Origin of the sequence: Bernardetia aquimarina, assembly GCF_042180575.1 — a bacterium.
Classification (GTDB): Bacteria; Bacteroidota; Bacteroidia; order Cytophagales; family Bernardetiaceae; genus Bernardetia.
The window spans coordinates 1,166,912-1,183,583 of record NZ_CP170094.1 but is presented as its reverse complement, the minus strand read 5'-3'; the positions used below and the strand labels follow the sequence as shown (position 1 = coordinate 1,183,583).

Genomic DNA, 16,672 nt, shown 5'->3' with positions numbered 1-16,672 from the left:
ATTCAATGCAATATTACAGAAAATGAGAGTAGAAAGTAAAGTTTTTGGTCATTTTTATTCGTTCAAAAGACTTTCTGTAAGATATTCAATACTTTTCATCATTGACTCATCAAAAATAATATCTGGATTTTTATTTTTTGCTAAATCTATTAAAGAATAACCTAATCTTACTAATTTGCCCATATTTGTTTCTTCGTATGGAGAACTAACTTGTCCTACTCTGTATCTTACTGAAAAATAATAACTCACTCCGTCTAACACAGCATTAGGAGATTGAGAATACTTTGCTTGAAAAATAACACCTTCAAATATTTTTTCTATTAGTTTTACATCACTAGATTGTATAACCTTTTTGTATTTATGAATTTTAGTAGATTTGTCGTCTTCAAGATGAAAAATATTTTTATCACTTTCATGATAAACTAAATAATATTGCTTTTCTTTTCTATTCTATCAAATTCTATTTGCAACATACTTTCTGTTCCCCAAGATGGAAATATTTGAAATCTAAGTAGTGGAGAATCTGATAATCCTTCAAATAAAATCTCTTTCAGTTTTAAATAATATTTTTCTTGCCACTCAAGCATATAAAAAATACTTTCTACTGGTTCTAAATGGTCGTTTCCTAATGCTTTTTTGATTCCTTGCTCTTTCACAATGTCATAGGATGGGTCTTTGACTTTTTGTGTTGATGAAAATAGGTTTTTGAAAAAATTCATTGCTTTTTATAGTAATCGGAGAATATTTTTGTGTGAAAAATAATTAAAGATTATCGTACAACAAAAAAACCTTACTGTCTGAACAATAAGGATTTAATAATTTTACTTTTGAAGGAATTTACAAGACTTCTTTCAATACTTCTACTAATTCTTGATTTGTGATGGCTGTCTTTACTATTTCTCCTTTTGGATTGAGAAGGACATGATAAGGAAGTTCAGAAACTTTGTATTTGTTACAAGCTGCACTTTTCCAACCTTTCAAATCTGATATTTCTAACCATGAAGAATGATTTTGAGCAATAGCTTTTTTCCAACGCTCTTTCGAATTGTCTAAAGAAACAGATACAATTTCTAAATTTTTTGAATTATACTCCGAATAAACTTCATTTAATACATTTCGATTTTTCATACTTTCGCTGTTCCACGAAGCCCAAAAATCTAAAAGTATCCATTTTCCTTTTAATTTTTCGTTTTGATTCAAGTTTTCTAATTCGATCGTTTCACCTAGAGGTGTTTCTAAATGTATAGTTTTTTCAGTTGAAGAGTTTGTTTTTAGCTTAGAAGGCGAAAATATATTACCACATAATCCTACAAGGAATAAGCTCATGGCAATAATAGGTAAGGCAAATAAAGAGAATTTCATACTATTATTTTGAATAAAATTGATTTTGGATAGTTTTTTTATTGAGTGTGATTTTGATATAAAAAGCTGATAGATAGGTTTATTTTTTTATTTTATCTTCCTTTTATTTCTTGGTTCATTTTTTAAGGGAAATTCATATCAACTGAATAAACAAATATCAATCACACTTATTATAAGGCAAAATTAGTGCTTAGTTTGTTTTAAAAAAATGTAACTTAATGGTAGAAGTTACGTTAGAATTGTTTTTGTTAGAATAATGACTCTTTTGGAACAAAAAAAGGTTTTTTTATGCTAAAATGCTCAGATATAAATAAAAAGAGCCAACTTATCTAAAAATTGACTCTTTTTATTATAGATATAAAGTTAAAGTCTAGTTTCTTGGTTTAACTCTACGAATAGAACGAAAACGTTGTTCATAATATCCTGTTCCATCTTTCGATAAAGTGCTATAAGCTACTGAATATCTTTTTCCAGAAGTAGCATGAATAAATTTTATAGGTTCATTTGTATTATTTTCTACTACAATTCCAACGTGTCCTGTACGGTCAATGCTTGGGTCTGTTCCTGTAAAACAAATAATATCTCCTTTTTTGGCATTTTCTAAAGCAATGGTTTTGCCTACATTGTCATACATACTTGAAGAAGCAGGAAGAGCGATATCATGATTTTTGAAAACATAATAAACAAATCCTGAACAGTCAAAACCTTGTGGCGACTTGCCAGCATACACATAAGGAACACCTTCTAAGGCAGTAGCAGTTTCTAAAATAGAAGTTATAAACTCACTGTTTTCTTCTGAATTAATAATCTCATTATCTCTTTTATTTTCATTTCTATTTTTTATTTCTGTAATTTTTCCTTCTCCAATAGCTGAAGCATCATAGGCTGAAAAAACTTTTCCTTCATTCTTGTTTTCATTTTGAGAAAAAGCAGTGCAGCCGAAAATAAAAACTAATAACAGCACTGATAAAACATAATTGCGAATGGTAATCATAATAACTTCTTTTTAGTGAGTATTCAAAACAAAAATAGCCCAAGTTAATGGATATTAATAAAATTGCAATCTTTGTTTTGTATAAATAGTACTATAAATAATTCAATTATCTTACCAAAGTCTTGTTTGATTAGAATGGTTATAAATAAAATATGATTTTGCAGTCTTTTTATTGAATAATTTTATTGATTCTTTTTAAGAAAATAAACACAAAAAAAAGGGAAAAGATGATTCTTTTCCCTAGAATTATTTTTCCAATTAAGACTTTTACTCAAAGTGGAATAATAATGATACTTTATGAGTAGTCATTCTTTCAATATTTCTAAAATAAACACTTTGATTGCGAAGATTCATATTTGCAATACCGTGTGAAAAACGAACCTCAGGTGCAAATTTGAAAAAGCCAAAATAATGATCCCAACCTAAACCATACGTAATTTCCAAATTATAGTCTTCCATTCCAAAGGCTTCTTTGTTATCACGTTGTTTTCTTCCTCCTACTTTTATACTTGGAACAATTCCACCAACCATATAAAGACGATTATTATTTCGGCGCAAAGATTTATATTTAAATAAAATAGGAAAATCAAAAAAGACACTCTCAACAGGAACTTGTGTATCAATATATTTGCCTGTGGAGCGTTCTAGTAGTTTGTGAGTAACGCTATATTCGTATAAACCTACTGTTGGTGTAAAACGAAAATTCCATTGTTCTGACATAGGCAAATCGATAATCATTCCGACAGCAAAATTACTAAATGTGCGTTGAGGTAATAATGCAATCGTAGTATCTTCGTTTTTGGCAAAATAATCTGAATAATTTATTCTAAATTTTGCATAGTGCATTCCTAAAATAAATCCATAATGCAATGGTTTTGAGTCATAATTAGGAATATTGAGACTTTTATCTTTCAACTTTTTATCTTGATTGACTGGCTTTTTTTTATTTGTATTTTGAGCCGAAACAAAAGACAGACTCACAAAGAAAAACAAGATAAAAAGAGTAGCGAATAACGTGGTTTTTTGTCTAATTTTCATAGTATTTTTTGTTGGTGTTCCCACCGACGATTTTTAACAAACTATTTTTTTCCGTAATAAATCGAACTTATTCCAAAAGTAAGTGCTTCATCTCGTGTAAAAACAAAACCTACCTTCTCCATAATTTGAAGAAAATCCTTACCATACGGAAATGCAGCCACAGATTCAGGCAAATAAGTATATGCTGAGGTATCCTTAGAAATCGTTTTTCCTATTCTTGGAAGTACCTGTGCTGAATAAAATGAGTAGAATTGTTTTATAGGAAATGCTTCTGGTTGTGAGAATTCTAATACAACAAGTGAACCACCTTTTTTCAAAACTCGGTAAATATCTGCTAATCCTTTTTCTAGGTTTTCGAAGTTCCTTACTCCAAAAGAAACGGTAACAGCATCAAAAGTATTGTCATCAAAAGGTAAGTTTTCGGAATCTCCAACTTTCAATTCAATTCTATCTTGAAGACCTAATTTTTCTATTTTTTCTTTTCCATAAGAGAGCATTCCTGTCGAAATATCAACACCAACAATTTTTTTTGGTTTGAGTTTTTTGTAGGCTTCAATAGCAAAATCTCCTGTTCCTGTTGCTACATCTAACAGAGTTTGAGGACGTTCGGATTTTAGATATGAAATGGCTTTTTTTCTCCAAATAATATCTATTCCACCACTCAATATTCGGTTGAGTAAATCGTAGTTATTCGATATGTTATCGAACATTTGTGCTACTTGGTCTTTTTTAGAAGCTGTTTGGTCTTTATAAGGAATAACTGTCATAATCTTTGTGCTATATTTGTTAAAAGAGTTTGCAAAATTAAGTAAAAAATAGAATTTAAGCCTAATTTGTTTCAAACTTGTGCCTAAAATACTAGACAAAAAATAGAAATAAATCAAACCACAACTTATTAGAGTTTTTGATGAATAATTTACTACATTAGTAATTCATTATTTTTTTATAAAAAAATAGGAAAGAACGAATCTTCAATTCATTATAATAAAACAATCCATTAATTAATAAACGTGTTATTTACAACTAAAAAAAAATTAGCTTATTATTCTAGTCGTGATGAATTTATTCATTTTCGTACTGCTATTTTTAGTTTTGTTCTATTACCTATTTTACAATCTGTAAAAGGTTTTTGTTTGTCTTTTTTGTTGTCTTTTATTCTTATTTTTTACTTCAATAATTCTTCTTTTGGTCAGTCATTTCTATCTTCTTCTAAAAAAATAACACAATACAGCCAAAATACATGGCAAAAGAAAGATGGGCTGCCACAAAATAGTATTACCTCAATTACACAATCAGATGATGGTTATTTGTGGATAGGAACACATAACGGATTAGTAAAATTTGATGGTAGAGAGTTTAGAGTTTTTTCTGCTCCGACTGATTTGAAAAATAATATAAATAGTGGAATTCCTGATAATTTTGTTTCAGTAGTTGAGAGTACCGAAAATGATGGTTTATGGATTGGAACAAATGGAGAAGGACTGTCTAATTATAATTTTAAGACTTTTAAGACTTTCAATACACAAAAAGATTTAATCAATAATATGATTCTATGTTTGGAAGACTGGGAAGAGAGTATTTGGATAGGAACACCAAAAGGGCTTAGTCGTTATCGTAGAAATGTCTTTAGAAATTATACTAAAAAAGATGGATTATTAAATGTAAAAATAAATACACTTTTAAAAGATACCAAAAATGGACAAAATACGCTTTGGATTGGAACAGATGAAGGATTAGCTAAATTTGATTTGGATTCTGGAAAGATTACTCCTATTTCTCTTCCATTACCTAACTTACAAATTCTAGCTTTGGAAAGTGATGCCAAAAACAACCTTTATATAGGAACTACAAGTGGACTTTTATATTGGGATAAAGAAAAGAATGAATTAAAGAACTTTAATGACAATATTGCTCTAAACATTGATACAAACAAACTTATCAGAAATGCAACTATTAATACATTGCTTGTCGATAAATTAGGTTCTCTTTGGATAGGAACAAATAGCCAAGGACTTGTACGATATATTCCTAATTTAGAAAAGTTTGAAACCTTGACCACCAAAGAAGGACTAGCAAGCAACAGCATAACAGCACTTTTTGAAGACAAAGAAGGAAGTCTGTGGGTCGGAATGAATAGAGGAGGACTTTTGCGATTGAATGACAGTAAGTTTACACCTTATTCTACGTTAGAAGGACTTTCTGATAATCTTACAAATTGTATTTTTACATATTCTTCAACTAACTCTTATGAAAAGAACAAAAATCAATCACAACATCAAGTTTGGATAGGCACACAAAGCGACGGTATTTCTATACTAAATCAAGATAATACTTTTTCTCATCTGACAATCAAAAATGGCTTACCTCATAATCATGTCAGAAGTATTACAGCGACAAAAAATGATTCTAACCAACCTATTTTTTGGATAGGAACGTATGGAGGAGGAATCGCAAAATATAATTCTGAAAGTAAACAAATAACTACTTTTGATGCAAAAAATGGATTAGTCGGAAATTTTGTAAGAGCTATTAGAGTAAGTCAGAAAAAACCTAAAACACTTTTAATTGCAACAACAGAAGGATTAAGTATTTTGGATGGCTCTAAAACAGGGGTTGCTAAATTTACAAATTATACTACTTCACAAGGTTTGGCTTCTGATAACTTAACATGTGTTTTGGAAACTCACGACGGACAGATTTTGATAGGAACAGAAGACAACGGAATTTTATTGATAGACAAACCGTATTCAGATAGCAAAGAAAATACATCTTCATTTTTTTCTTTTACTACCCAAGATGGATTAGCTGATAATTTGGTTTTGAGTTTGTATCAAGACCCTTTGGATAATATGATTTATATAGGAACAAAAAATGGAATTTCTACCTATAAAAATGGAAAAATAACTACTCCAAAATCAACAAGTCATTGGTCTAGTGATGCTATTCATTCTATTTTGAAAGTAAGTTCGACATGGTGGTTTACGAGTAATGATGGCGTTTGGACAGTTTCGAATGATAGTTTTAGAAATTGGATTGCTCAAAAAACGGATAGTTTGACTATTACTTCTTATGATGAAAATGATGGGCTTCGAAGTAGTGATTGTGCTTCTTTATCTTACCCTGCCATTACAAAAGATGTAAATGGGCATATTTGGATTCCGACAGCACAGGGGTTTTCATCTTTTAATTATACTATTCTGCATAGTCTTTTACCAAAACCAAATGTAATTGTAGAAAGTGTTTTTGATGATAATGGAAATAATTGGCGATTCAAAGAAACGGATAAAAACGGCAGAGTAGTTTTTCCTTCAGAGTTTAATAATTTAGAAATTCATTTTGATGCACTTACATTTGTTTCTCCTCAAAAAGTAATATACAAATATAGATTAGATGGCTATGATAAAGAATGGCGATTTACAGACAAAAGAACTGTTTTTTATGGCGATTTGCCTCCTAAGAAATATATTTTTCAAGTAAAAGCTGCTAATAGTGATGGTATTTGGAATGAAGAAGGAACAAGTTTTTTATTTAGGATACAACCAAAACTTACACAAATAATTTGGTTTTGGATTGCTTTGGTTGCACTTGTTTTGATTGTGGCTTATTTTATTTATAAATGGCGAGCAGGAATTATCGAAAATCAACGCAGAAAACTAGAAGAGCTTGTAGAAAGTCGTACTGAAGCCTTACTCATTCAAACAACAGAAACTCAAAATCAAGCTTCAGAATTGGCAGTTATTGATAGAATTGTAGCCAGTGTAAATCAGCAAGTTACCTTTGATAATGTATTGGATACGCTTTTACAACAAGCACTAACACTCGTAAAAAACACAGATAAAGGTTATTTTTTGTATTATCAAGAAGATTATTTCCATGTAGCAGTTCCACAAGGTTATACACATCGTTTGCCCGAAAAACTTTCATTTGATAAAGTGATTAGTTATTTCAAATGGGGCGTTCCGTTGGCTCGCTATTTTTATAAGGTTTATCCAACAGATAGAGAGTATTTGCTTGCACCTTATACACCTCGTTTTTCGCTTGTGATTCCAATTTTGATAGGTAATTTTCCAGAAGCAATATTAGTTTTTGATTTTGAAAAAGAGCGTTCATTTTCGCTTACAGAATCTCGTCAGTTGCAACGTTTTACCGAACATGCTGTTTCTTCTTTCTTAAAAGCGAGAGCATACAGAGAAGTTCAGTTACAAAAAGAAGCCTTACAAGATACTGTCGGACACCTTTCGGATAGTATTCAGTATGCCTTTCGTATTCAGCAAGCTATTCTCAAAAATCCAATAACTATAAAATCTCACTTTGAAGATGCGTTTGTTTTTTATCGTCCTCGTGATGTGGTGAGTGGCGATTTTTATTGGTTTTATCAAAATAAAGAAACAGGAATACTTACTTTTGCTGTCATTGATTGTACAGGACATGGCGTTCCAGGGGCATTTATGACAGTTATGACGAATTCAATTTTGAATCAAATTATTAGAGAAAGTCATGTGGAAGACCCTGCTGAAATCTTGACACTTTTAGATAAAAAATTAGAAGAAACCTTCTCTAATGATTCGAAGCGAAAAGATGGAATGGATATAGGAATTTTTAGTGTAGATAAATCCAAGAAAATTCTTAATTATGCTGCTGCAAAACTAGATTTGTGTTTTATTAGAGATAATGAAATTCATCAAATAAAGGCTACTCGTTATCCAATTGGAAACATGGGAATAAAAAGAGTAAAAGAAAAAGACTTCACTACACATTCTATTGAATATCAGAAAGGGGATATTTTTTATCTTTATACAGATGGTTTCCCAGACCAGTTTGGAGGAGAAGAAAATCGCAAGTTTATGAGTCGTCGTTTTAGAGAGTTTTTGTTAGAGTATCATTATTTATTAGGCACAGAACAAGAAGAAAAGCTACAAACAGCTTTAGAAATGTGGAGAGGAAATCTAAAACAAACTGATGATATTTTGGTGGTGGGTGTGAAAGTAGAATGATTCAACAATAAACATAAAGCAAAAAAAGTCTATAAAAATTTATTTTTATAGACTTTTTTTATGAATTGAACTATAATAAAGAATTAGTTAGCAGCTTCTGTGCTATCTTTTTCAGCTTTATATTTTGCATTCAAAAGCTCTAAAACTGGTTTTGTAATGTCTAAATTTTTGTCCGTATAAAGAATCATAGACATTCCCTTTTGAACTCCTAAAACTACTTTATAACCTTTTTCTGTTTTATATTCTTCCAAAACAGATTCAATATTAGAGAAAGCAGTATTCATGTCTTTTACTTCTTGGAGTCTAAATGCTTCTGCCATAGAAGATTTTTGTCTATCCAACATTTGCATTTTTGTTTGAAGGTCTTGTTCCTCTTTTTTTGCTCCATTTTCAGACAAAAGTCCTTGTTGAAGTCGTTTTTGATAGCTTTCAATCTCACTTTTTAACTGAATTTCACTTTGTTCGATTTGTCTTCTTGCATCTACTTGTTTTTTTTCTGTTTGGTTTCCAATATCTACTAAATAATCATAGTAAACATTTAAAGAATCAATATTGACATAAGCAATATCGCCTTCATTTGAAGAGCTTGATGAACTAGAAGAAGTTGTTGTTGAAGCACTTGCACTTTTAGAATCTTTTGGTTGGCAACCTGTAAGAGAAACAAAAGAAACCAACAAGGCAAGAACAAAATAAAATGAATTAGGAAACGTACTTTTAATTGTATTTTTAATCATGAGATTGAAATTGAAAAAATTGAAATTTATTTTTTAATAAAGGCACAAAGATAAGATAATTTTGCTTATTAAATCTTTTAAGAACAATTATGACTTACTAAAGCAACAAAATTAAGTAAAAATTAAAAATTATAGATTTAACCAGTTGATTGTTAGCTGATTAAATTAAAAGAGTAATGTGTTTAATTTCTACTCCTTATATTAATTTTTGAGAATATATGCCTTTATTTTATTTTGATATTTAGAGTTATGCAGTAGGTTTTCTAACAACCATTTTGGTACGGAAAGAACCTGTAATATCTAATACTGCATTTTGGTCTTTGGCATTTAGCTCTTGTGCTTTTCCTTTGAAAGTACCTTCATAAACATCTCCATCAATTTTATTGATAGTCATTTCAAAGATTTCGGCATCTTTCCATTGGTTTTTAAACTTGCCTTGATTATTGGTTAGAATAAAATTAATGATAATATCTTTTCTAGGTTTTGCGCCAAGATCTTCTATTAATGTGAAAGGAGGTGTTTGATTAAAGTCAAAGTTATGTGCTTGTAGATAAAAGTTTTGTTTGCAATGGGCATCTGCACAACGTTCTATTCTAAATAAATCTTGTTTCATTAGATTATAACTATCTCTACCATCAAGAGGTAAATAATTGAAATTATACTCTTTCCCTTCAATAGTAGCTTTAATATAAAAATTAGTATCTATTGCAGCAGACGCAGGACGAGTATCTGGTTCTTCTATTTCTTCTACTTGTGTAGAATCTGATGTAGTTTCAGAAGTACTTGTATTGTTGCATCCCCAAAGACCATAAGAACTGATAGCAGCAAAAATAAATAATATGTAGATAGATTTAATCTTTTTCATAGAGTGTGATAAGTTTAAGAGATTTTTGAATCAAATATTTTAATCGAAAATAAAAAACAATAGTAAAAATAACTGCACTATTATTTAGGAGTGCAAAATTCTAAAAAAAAAGGGTCTTATCAAATTCATTTCAAAATATATTATGCTCTGTATGAGTGAGTTTTTAGATAAATTACAAAACTAAGGTATAAATTTCTGTTTTTATAACTCTTTTTAATCAATCCTAAGTGGTATCGTTTCTCATTTAGCGTAACAACAAGCACATCATTTTCTACGTACAATTAGATATATTTTCTAATAATTTCTTAGTTTTCCTATATGCACATTCACAAAATCCACAAACAAAAACACTATAATTTTCTCAATCAAAACCGTAAAGACCCAATTACAGGGGATTTGATTGTGGAAGGAGATGAAATCGTTTTTTGTAAAGAATGCAAATCTGCCTTTTTGAAAGATACGTGGGAGTATTTGGGAAAGACACATTGTAATTCTTCTGAAACGCTCATTGATTTTCCTGTACAAAGAGTTTTAGAGCTTCGTATTTTAAAGGATGCAAATTCATTACTTTTTCCCATACGAGGCTCAGAAAATGAAGATTTTGAAAGTTTTGGTAATAAACTAGATGATTATTTTTGGAAAAAAATAAAAATTCATTTGCGTATAGATACTAAAACACAGCAAAACCTTCAGAAACATAGTAGTTTATCTATGCCTGTTATAAATAAACAGTCTATTCAAGTTCTAATGGGATTAATTTTTATGGCTCTTCCGACTTTTTAGCGATTATATGAATTTGACTATCATTCTCAATCTAAAATTTTGAAAGTTTCTAAACCCATACCCACTCCTTTTGAGGGTCTTAATTTTATTATTAATTCCCTCTACTATTCCGTTAGAATATCTATCTTTGAAGAAATTAATAATATCATTTTTCCAAGAATTAAACGTATTTATAAATCTATTTAGAGCCTTATGATTTATTTTTTGAGCTTCTTCTATCCATTGGTCTAGTAGTTTTTTAGCTTCTTGTTTACTCAAATCAGTATTAAATATATTTTGTAATTCCACTTTCATAAAATACACCTGTCTAAGCGTTGAGCTAAACCTAAACGCTTTAAGTAAAACTCGTCTTTCTTTATAAGTAAGGTCTTTCCATGCCTTGTATAAAAGCCATTTTATTTGCTTGAAATGAACGTTTTTATCATCTTTTCGTCGTAATTCTTTACGAATGCTATCTAGCACTTTATTACAATGCTGAAAAAAATGAAAGCGATCTATTACTACATCAGCGTTAGGAAATACTTCTTTTGCTGTATTTGAAAATCCCTCCCACATATCACAAGAAAATACTTCTATACTAGTACAAAAAACTTCGCCTTTGGATAAAAAATAGGCTTTTAAATACTCTTTATTACGGTATTCTAAAATATCCCAAACTTGACCTGTATCTAAATCTACTAAAACAACAGCATATTCCTTTTTTCCTTTTTTGTAAGCAAATTCATCAATACCTAAACGTCGAGGAAAATAATCTAGGTGTTTTTTTATCTCACGTTTACTATAGGTTTTAAAAATACCATCTAAAACATCCCAAAGTATGTTTTCTCGGATAGCTACTTCTTTGAAACTGCTATCTTTCAAACATAAATAAAGATATTTTTCCAAACGATGAGTTTGATTTTTTTGCTTAGAAACAAAACTAAAAACTTCTTGAAAGTAACGAGTACAATCTTGACAATGAAATTGACGAGAAGTTAAGTGTAAATAAACCTCTTTGTCTAAAATATTTCGGTCACGAACAATACGTTCTGAAGTAGAAGTCACTTTATTGCACTTTTTCAAGCAATTAGGACAAATAGAATCGGCTAAATTACTTTCTCCATAAATAGTTAAGCGAAGTGGAGAAGATTCTATTTTCGTTACTGAAAAATCTGAAAAACCTAATAAAATTGCTATTGTGTTAGTATCCATAGAAAGGCTAAATTAAGAAATTATCGCTAAATTGTCGGAAGAACCATTTTTATTATCTGTGTAATTATAGGAATTGTAATAGAGTTTTCTACAACAGGATATATATTTTTAATAGCAATAGCTTTAGGAAGTATTTTTTTAGTCTTAAACTCCATAGAAGATTATGACACAAAAGATTCGCCTGATTATGAGTTATTTTCTATTATGAATAAAAGAAATGCGCTACTTCATTTTAAGGAAGATGCAATTTTGGTTTATTTTGATGCTTCAAAAAGTGCATATAGTATAGATTATACAGATATTACACAAATAGTTCTTTCAGGTCAAAATATCACTATTTGTCCTAAAAACGGACATCAAAATACATTTCGTTTAGGTGAAATTTCAGTTGAGCAAATTCAAAGTATGGTTCAGTTGATTTACAAATTATCATCTTCTACCTTGCTTATTTTCAAAAAACAACCTGTTATTATCAAAAGACTTTTGAAAAGTTTAGAAACTCAATATTCAAGTATTTGGATAGAATAAAATGATTCTGTATAATGTCAAAATTATACAGAATCATCAAAACCTAGTTTTTAACTATTTTCTTCAAAACGATTTGTTCTTCTTGTTTCGAAAGAATTTGGTCTATAAAACTTTTCAAGGCTTCATATTCGGTAGGCAAAAATAAGTCAGAATTGATTTGAGTTTTACAACGAATTTGTAACATATTTCCATTTTTATTGATGCTATACGAGTAACTTGCTTTACCATCTATCAAAGCCAAAGCAATAGATTCAGGCATTTCATCAATTTCATAGCCCTCTGGAATAGTAAGCATCATCATATAGACTTCTGATTGTTTGATTCCAAAATCAACAGGATAAACTCGTTTAGAACTTTTGAAAGGGTTTTCTTCAAACATAGCAGCCAAAATAGGTGTAAAATAAATCAAATCTGCCGTTGATTCTGCTGAATTAATTTTGACATCCATTGTTAGTCCAAGAGGATTTTGTAGTTCATTTAATCCTTTAAATTCATAAGATTTGACTTCCATTTCGCTTGTTTTGATTTCTTCTTCTATATATTTTTCTTCGCTAGTTGCTTTTGCTATTTGATTCATAACACGAGATTTTTGATTGCCATACGAAGTAATTTTGAGTTGTCCTTCTAATATTCCTTCTTCATTGATTGCAAGTACAGCCGTTGTATTTTTCTTAAACTCTACTCCTTCTGAAAGTACAAGCCATTCTTGTTTGTTGGGGTTTACAACCCATCCTTGTCCATTATAACATTGAAAAGGAAGAAGACCAGTAGGCAAATGATTTTGAGTAGCATCTAAAAAATAGTTTTTACCCTCCAAACTAACTTTTGCAACTACGTAATCAAACTTAAAAAGATGGGGCGTTTCGTGAGAAAATACTTTTCCGTTCCCTCTCGTACTGAGCAGCATTGGTTCTACATTTAGATTAGCTTCTTTGAGCATCAACAGCATAAGTAAGTTTATATCTGCCGAACTTCCTTCTTTTTCATCAATCGTTTTCTTGATTCCTTTTGTATAAATACGCTCTTTTCCATTGTACGAAAAGTTTTGAGCTACGTATTGATGAATTACCTGCATTTTAGTTTTATCATCCATATCAGGAGTAATAATGGCTTCCAAAATATTTTTTACTTGTCTGCCTTTTTTGAGTTCTGCTCCAAAATTTTCATCTTCTAATAATCTCTCTGCCATTTGTTGGAGACTAGTCGATATTTTTAGAGCCTGTGTCATAAAATCTAGACGCAAAGAGTTATATTCAATAGTCATCGATTGTAAATAGTCTTTTGCTGTACTCATATATTTTTCCATCTTAAAAGCAGGCAAATCTTTCTGAGCTAAATGGATTTCTTTTGCTGCAAGTCCCTCTCCATCATTATAAATAGTAACATCATTTCTTTCACTCACTACATAATCAAAATAACCTCTTCCTACTGGTGAGAAAGTATAAACATTAGGAATCGTAACTATATATTCACTCCACTTTGTAGGGATTGAGTTTTGAAAAGTCCAGTCTTCCATCTCTACACCTACTTTTTCAATGATATAACTGTATTCTATTACACAGCCTTCTTTTATATTCGGTATGGCAAATGATATTTCTTTATAGTCGTTTGTATTTCTATCTGTAACCACTTTATCATAAATATCTTTTTTGTCTAATTCATACTCTTCGACTTTTCCATTTTCTAAAATGTATGTACTTGCTTTTATTTTATTGATAGATTGCCCTGTTTTTCCTTCAAGAGTATGTCTTTCAGCCAAATAACCTATCGTAATATTTCCTAATTCGAAGGCTGTTTTATTAAAAATTTTGATACGACGGTGTACTTCTTTTGTAGTAACAGGTCTATAAACTGTTCCTTCATTTGTTTTTATTTTAGAGAAATTAGTACGGATTTCACAGGTTTCGAAGAGAACAATAGCTTCGGCATCTGGATAAAGTTCATAGCTTTTCATTTCGACTTCTTCTTGTGTTACTTTTCCAAACTTAGAAGTCATTTCTTTCGAAAACTGTCCGTAAGAGAACGAAATACATGAAAGATAAAATAAAATTAAGAACAATGGTTTTTTATAATTTGACATAACTTTGGTTTAATGAAATGGATTTTTTATAAATACAATTAAAGGTGAGTCTTTAACTTAGAGATACATTTTAAAATTTAATGTTTACGTTCTGTTTACCAAAACTAATTTTGCTTTATCTGCTTTCTGTACTTTTTCCAAAAATTCCACAAACTCAGCATAACTTTCCTTTGCAAACTCTCCTTTTTTCATTTGCATTTTACGAATATAAGTAAGTCCTTTTTCGCTCATAATGTATTTTGTAGAATATGAACCAAACTGACTTTCAATGTTTTCCTCTTCTGGAACTGCTTCTGGTGCAAACCCCTCTGGCAAAACAAATTCAATCGTATCTGTATCTATCCAATCCAAAGAAAGAATAAGAGGTTGCGTTCTTTCTCCATAAATTTCAGGAACAGTTTCTTCTTGGGTAAACAAATTAGGTTGAATAAAAAGACGTTTGCCTGTTCTTTTAGCGCAATTTTTAATTTCTAATGTCATTTTTTCTTCTACAAAAGGAATGCGCTGTTTATGACGAATCATCTCACTTTCTTTTATTTCTACATTATTCAAAGGAATTGATTTATATAAAAACTTGATTTGTTCGTCTTTTCCCTCTTCTACCAAAAATTTTCTACTTCGTTCTTGTAATGCACCATATTCGGTTCTAACTTCTGCATTTGCGCTTCCATTTTCGGCCAAAATGATATTTGCTTTTCTTGCAATTCGGTTGTCTTCTGCTGTATAAATTGTTGTGTGGACAACTTTTCCTCCCTCTGGGGTAATTAAAAGAGCATCTCTATCTTCTGTAAAGCCTCCTTGATAGGCAAAGGCTTCTGTTTGGCTGGTACATTCTAACCAAAGTGTGTCTTGTTTATTTTGAGTTTGTGTTGTTTTTTCTTTTAAAGGAACACACAAAATAGCGTGATTGAATTGATTTGAAGGAAAATCTTTCATCATTTTCGGAGCATAACTTCCTGCTCGTATGAAGGCATAATGTGAATCTATTCCGACTGATTTGAGCATCGCATGCGTAAAATTAGATAATGCTTTACAATCTCCATATTTTTTTTCTGCTACCTCTTCAGCAGGAAAAGGCTGCCAACCTCCAATACCTAACTGAATACTGACATAGCGAGTGTTATCTTGTAAATATTTATAAATTCTACGGATTTTTTCATAATCATTTGGTGCATCAGCAACTAATTCATTGAGTTGATTGGCTAATTCTTCAGGAATAGTCTGACGGTCTTTATTGAGTAAAACTCCCCATTTTCCAAAATCTTCCCACGTATTTAGACTTCCTGTATAACCATCAATTTCGAACTGTGTTGGAGCAACATATACATTTGGTGATTGCAATTCCCAATCTGGGCTAAAAGGCTCTTTTCTTTTTGCAGTAATGTTTTTGAGGTTCCAATTTTTAGTCTGAACTTTCTCTATATTATCTGCTTGATTTGGGATATTTATCTGTTTGATACGTAAAGGAACACTTGAAGTCAATGAAAAACTAGCATTTTGAACCGCAACATCATTACTAATTTGAGGATGCCAATCAGGAACAAAAAAAGTAGCAGTATAGCTTTTCTCAATAGTGAATTCTACTGTATAAGGATAAGTGGTAGGGTGGAATTCGGCAAATTTAGCACGATTATCATGAGCAATAGACATTCCGTCGTCAGGCGACCAATCTGTAATATCACTCTTTTTGAGTCTTTCTATTTGATTTCCCATTGCATCATACAAAGCACCTTCTATCTTAGTGATTTTGCTAAAATCATCATAATAAGCAATCAAACGAGAAAAGTATTTGTTTGCTTTTACATCTAAAATAGTATATGCCCATGTTTGGGAATAATTGACTTTTGTAAGGGAAACAACCTCTATTTTTGTATCACTTTTACGAACGACTACATGAGCATTATCACCTTTCAATGAGTCTGGAATAGATGAAACAGAATAGTTTTGAGCAATTAGAAAGTTAAACGAAAAAACTAAAAGTAAGATAGACAAAAATGTCTTTTTGAATATTATTTTCATTTTATTAATTTTAATAGTAAGAAAAAGCACACTTTTTCCTACATATATGATAAGTTATATTTTGGCACAGAATGGAAAGTCTGT

Annotated in this window: 14 protein-coding genes; 3 read left to right on the top strand and 11 right to left on the bottom strand. The window is 30.4% G+C overall.

From position 1 onward, the window contains the following. Positions 1–54: 54 nt before the first annotated feature. The 6 genes from ACE193_RS04925 to ubiE form a co-directional block, all read right to left on the bottom strand. Positions 55–261, bottom strand: a complete 207-nt coding sequence (locus tag ACE193_RS04925) for a hypothetical protein (RefSeq protein ID WP_375561894.1) — start codon at positions 259–261, stop codon at positions 55–57. A gap of 161 nt (positions 262–422) precedes the next feature. Then, a complete protein-coding gene (locus ACE193_RS04920) occupies positions 423–719 on the bottom strand; it encodes a hypothetical protein (protein WP_375561893.1) in 297 nt (98 codons plus the stop codon). A 118-nt stretch (positions 720–837) separates the two neighbouring features. After that, positions 838–1,362: a thioredoxin family protein gene (locus tag ACE193_RS04915; protein ID WP_375561892.1), complete on the bottom strand. Its 525-nt coding sequence runs from the start codon at positions 1,360–1,362 to the stop codon at positions 838–840. Between the two features lie 370 nt (positions 1,363–1,732). Further along, positions 1,733–2,356, bottom strand: coding sequence for a C40 family peptidase (locus ACE193_RS04910; protein ID WP_375561891.1), 624 nt, complete (start codon positions 2,354–2,356; stop codon positions 1,733–1,735). Positions 2,357–2,623: 267 nt separating this feature from the next. After that, a complete protein-coding gene (locus tag ACE193_RS04905) occupies positions 2,624–3,394 on the bottom strand; it encodes a porin family protein (RefSeq protein ID WP_375561890.1) in 771 nt (256 codons plus the stop codon). 41 nt (positions 3,395–3,435) lie between these two features. Next, complete coding sequence (gene ubiE, locus ACE193_RS04900; protein WP_375561889.1) at positions 3,436–4,161, bottom strand: bifunctional demethylmenaquinone methyltransferase/2-methoxy-6-polyprenyl-1,4-benzoquinol methylase UbiE; 726 nt, start codon at positions 4,159–4,161, stop codon at positions 3,436–3,438. A gap of 243 nt (positions 4,162–4,404) precedes the next feature. Here ubiE and ACE193_RS04895 point away from each other — a divergent pair, with 243 nt between their 5' ends. Then, positions 4,405–8,388 (top strand): two-component regulator propeller domain-containing protein, encoded by a 3,984-nt coding sequence (locus tag ACE193_RS04895; RefSeq protein WP_375561888.1) that lies wholly within the window; start codon positions 4,405–4,407, stop codon positions 8,386–8,388. An 83-nt stretch (positions 8,389–8,471) separates the two neighbouring features. Here the strand turns inward: ACE193_RS04895 and ACE193_RS04890 are convergent, their stop codons facing one another. Continuing rightward, entirely contained in the window at positions 8,472–9,122 is a 651-nt protein-coding gene (locus ACE193_RS04890) for an OmpH family outer membrane protein (RefSeq protein ID WP_375561887.1), read from the bottom strand. A gap of 247 nt (positions 9,123–9,369) precedes the next feature. Then, entirely contained in the window at positions 9,370–9,987 is a 618-nt protein-coding gene (locus tag ACE193_RS04885; protein ID WP_375561886.1) for a hypothetical protein, read from the bottom strand. A 318-nt stretch (positions 9,988–10,305) separates the two neighbouring features. Between ACE193_RS04885 and ACE193_RS04880 the strand changes: the two genes are divergently transcribed. Continuing rightward, complete coding sequence (locus tag ACE193_RS04880; protein ID WP_375561885.1) at positions 10,306–10,770, top strand: hypothetical protein; 465 nt, start codon at positions 10,306–10,308, stop codon at positions 10,768–10,770. A 3-nt stretch (positions 10,771–10,773) separates the two neighbouring features. Here ACE193_RS04880 and ACE193_RS04875 read toward each other — a convergent pair whose 3' ends face one another. Further along, a complete protein-coding gene (locus tag ACE193_RS04875) occupies positions 10,774–11,961 on the bottom strand; it encodes an ISL3 family transposase (RefSeq protein ID WP_375558606.1) in 1,188 nt (395 codons plus the stop codon). Positions 11,962–12,165: 204 nt separating this feature from the next. Between ACE193_RS04875 and ACE193_RS04870 the strand changes: the two genes are divergently transcribed. After that, positions 12,166–12,489: a hypothetical protein gene (locus ACE193_RS04870; protein WP_375561884.1), complete on the top strand. Its 324-nt coding sequence runs from the start codon at positions 12,166–12,168 to the stop codon at positions 12,487–12,489. A 43-nt stretch (positions 12,490–12,532) separates the two neighbouring features. Here the strand turns inward: ACE193_RS04870 and ACE193_RS04865 are convergent, their stop codons facing one another. Next, complete coding sequence (locus tag ACE193_RS04865) at positions 12,533–14,569, bottom strand: DUF3857 domain-containing protein (RefSeq protein ID WP_375561883.1); 2,037 nt, start codon at positions 14,567–14,569, stop codon at positions 12,533–12,535. A gap of 84 nt (positions 14,570–14,653) precedes the next feature. Then, the gene (locus ACE193_RS04860; RefSeq protein ID WP_375561882.1) at positions 14,654–16,588 is read right to left on the bottom strand and encodes a DUF3857 domain-containing protein; all 1,935 of its coding nucleotides are present in this window, start codon (positions 16,586–16,588) and stop codon (positions 14,654–14,656) included. Between the last annotated feature and the right edge of the window lie 84 nt (positions 16,589–16,672).

Bases quoted from the DNA above. Each gene is read 5' to 3' on its own strand.
- ubiE (WP_375561889.1), bottom strand. From the start codon at position 4,161: ATGACAGTTATTCCTTATAAAGACCAAACAGCTTCTAAAAAAGACCAA.
- ACE193_RS04920 (WP_375561893.1), bottom strand. From the start codon at position 719: ATGAATTTTTTCAAAAACCTATTTTCATCAACACAAAAAGTCAAAGAC.
- ACE193_RS04865 (WP_375561883.1), bottom strand. From the start codon at position 14,569: ATGTCAAATTATAAAAAACCATTGTTCTTAATTTTATTTTATCTTTCA.
- ACE193_RS04875 (WP_375558606.1), bottom strand. From the start codon at position 11,961: ATGGATACTAACACAATAGCAATTTTATTAGGTTTTTCAGATTTTTCA.
- ACE193_RS04905 (WP_375561890.1), bottom strand. From the start codon at position 3,394: ATGAAAATTAGACAAAAAACCACGTTATTCGCTACTCTTTTTATCTTG.
- ACE193_RS04890 (WP_375561887.1), bottom strand. From the start codon at position 9,122: ATGATTAAAAATACAATTAAAAGTACGTTTCCTAATTCATTTTATTTT.
- ACE193_RS04885 (WP_375561886.1), bottom strand. From the start codon at position 9,987: ATGAAAAAGATTAAATCTATCTACATATTATTTATTTTTGCTGCTATC.
- ACE193_RS04880 (WP_375561885.1), top strand. From the start codon at position 10,306: ATGCACATTCACAAAATCCACAAACAAAAACACTATAATTTTCTCAAT.
- ACE193_RS04860 (WP_375561882.1), bottom strand. From the start codon at position 16,588: ATGAAAATAATATTCAAAAAGACATTTTTGTCTATCTTACTTTTAGTT.
- ACE193_RS04870 (WP_375561884.1), top strand. From the start codon at position 12,166: ATGAATAAAAGAAATGCGCTACTTCATTTTAAGGAAGATGCAATTTTG.
- ACE193_RS04915 (WP_375561892.1), bottom strand. From the start codon at position 1,362: ATGAAATTCTCTTTATTTGCCTTACCTATTATTGCCATGAGCTTATTC.
- ACE193_RS04910 (WP_375561891.1), bottom strand. From the start codon at position 2,356: ATGATTACCATTCGCAATTATGTTTTATCAGTGCTGTTATTAGTTTTT.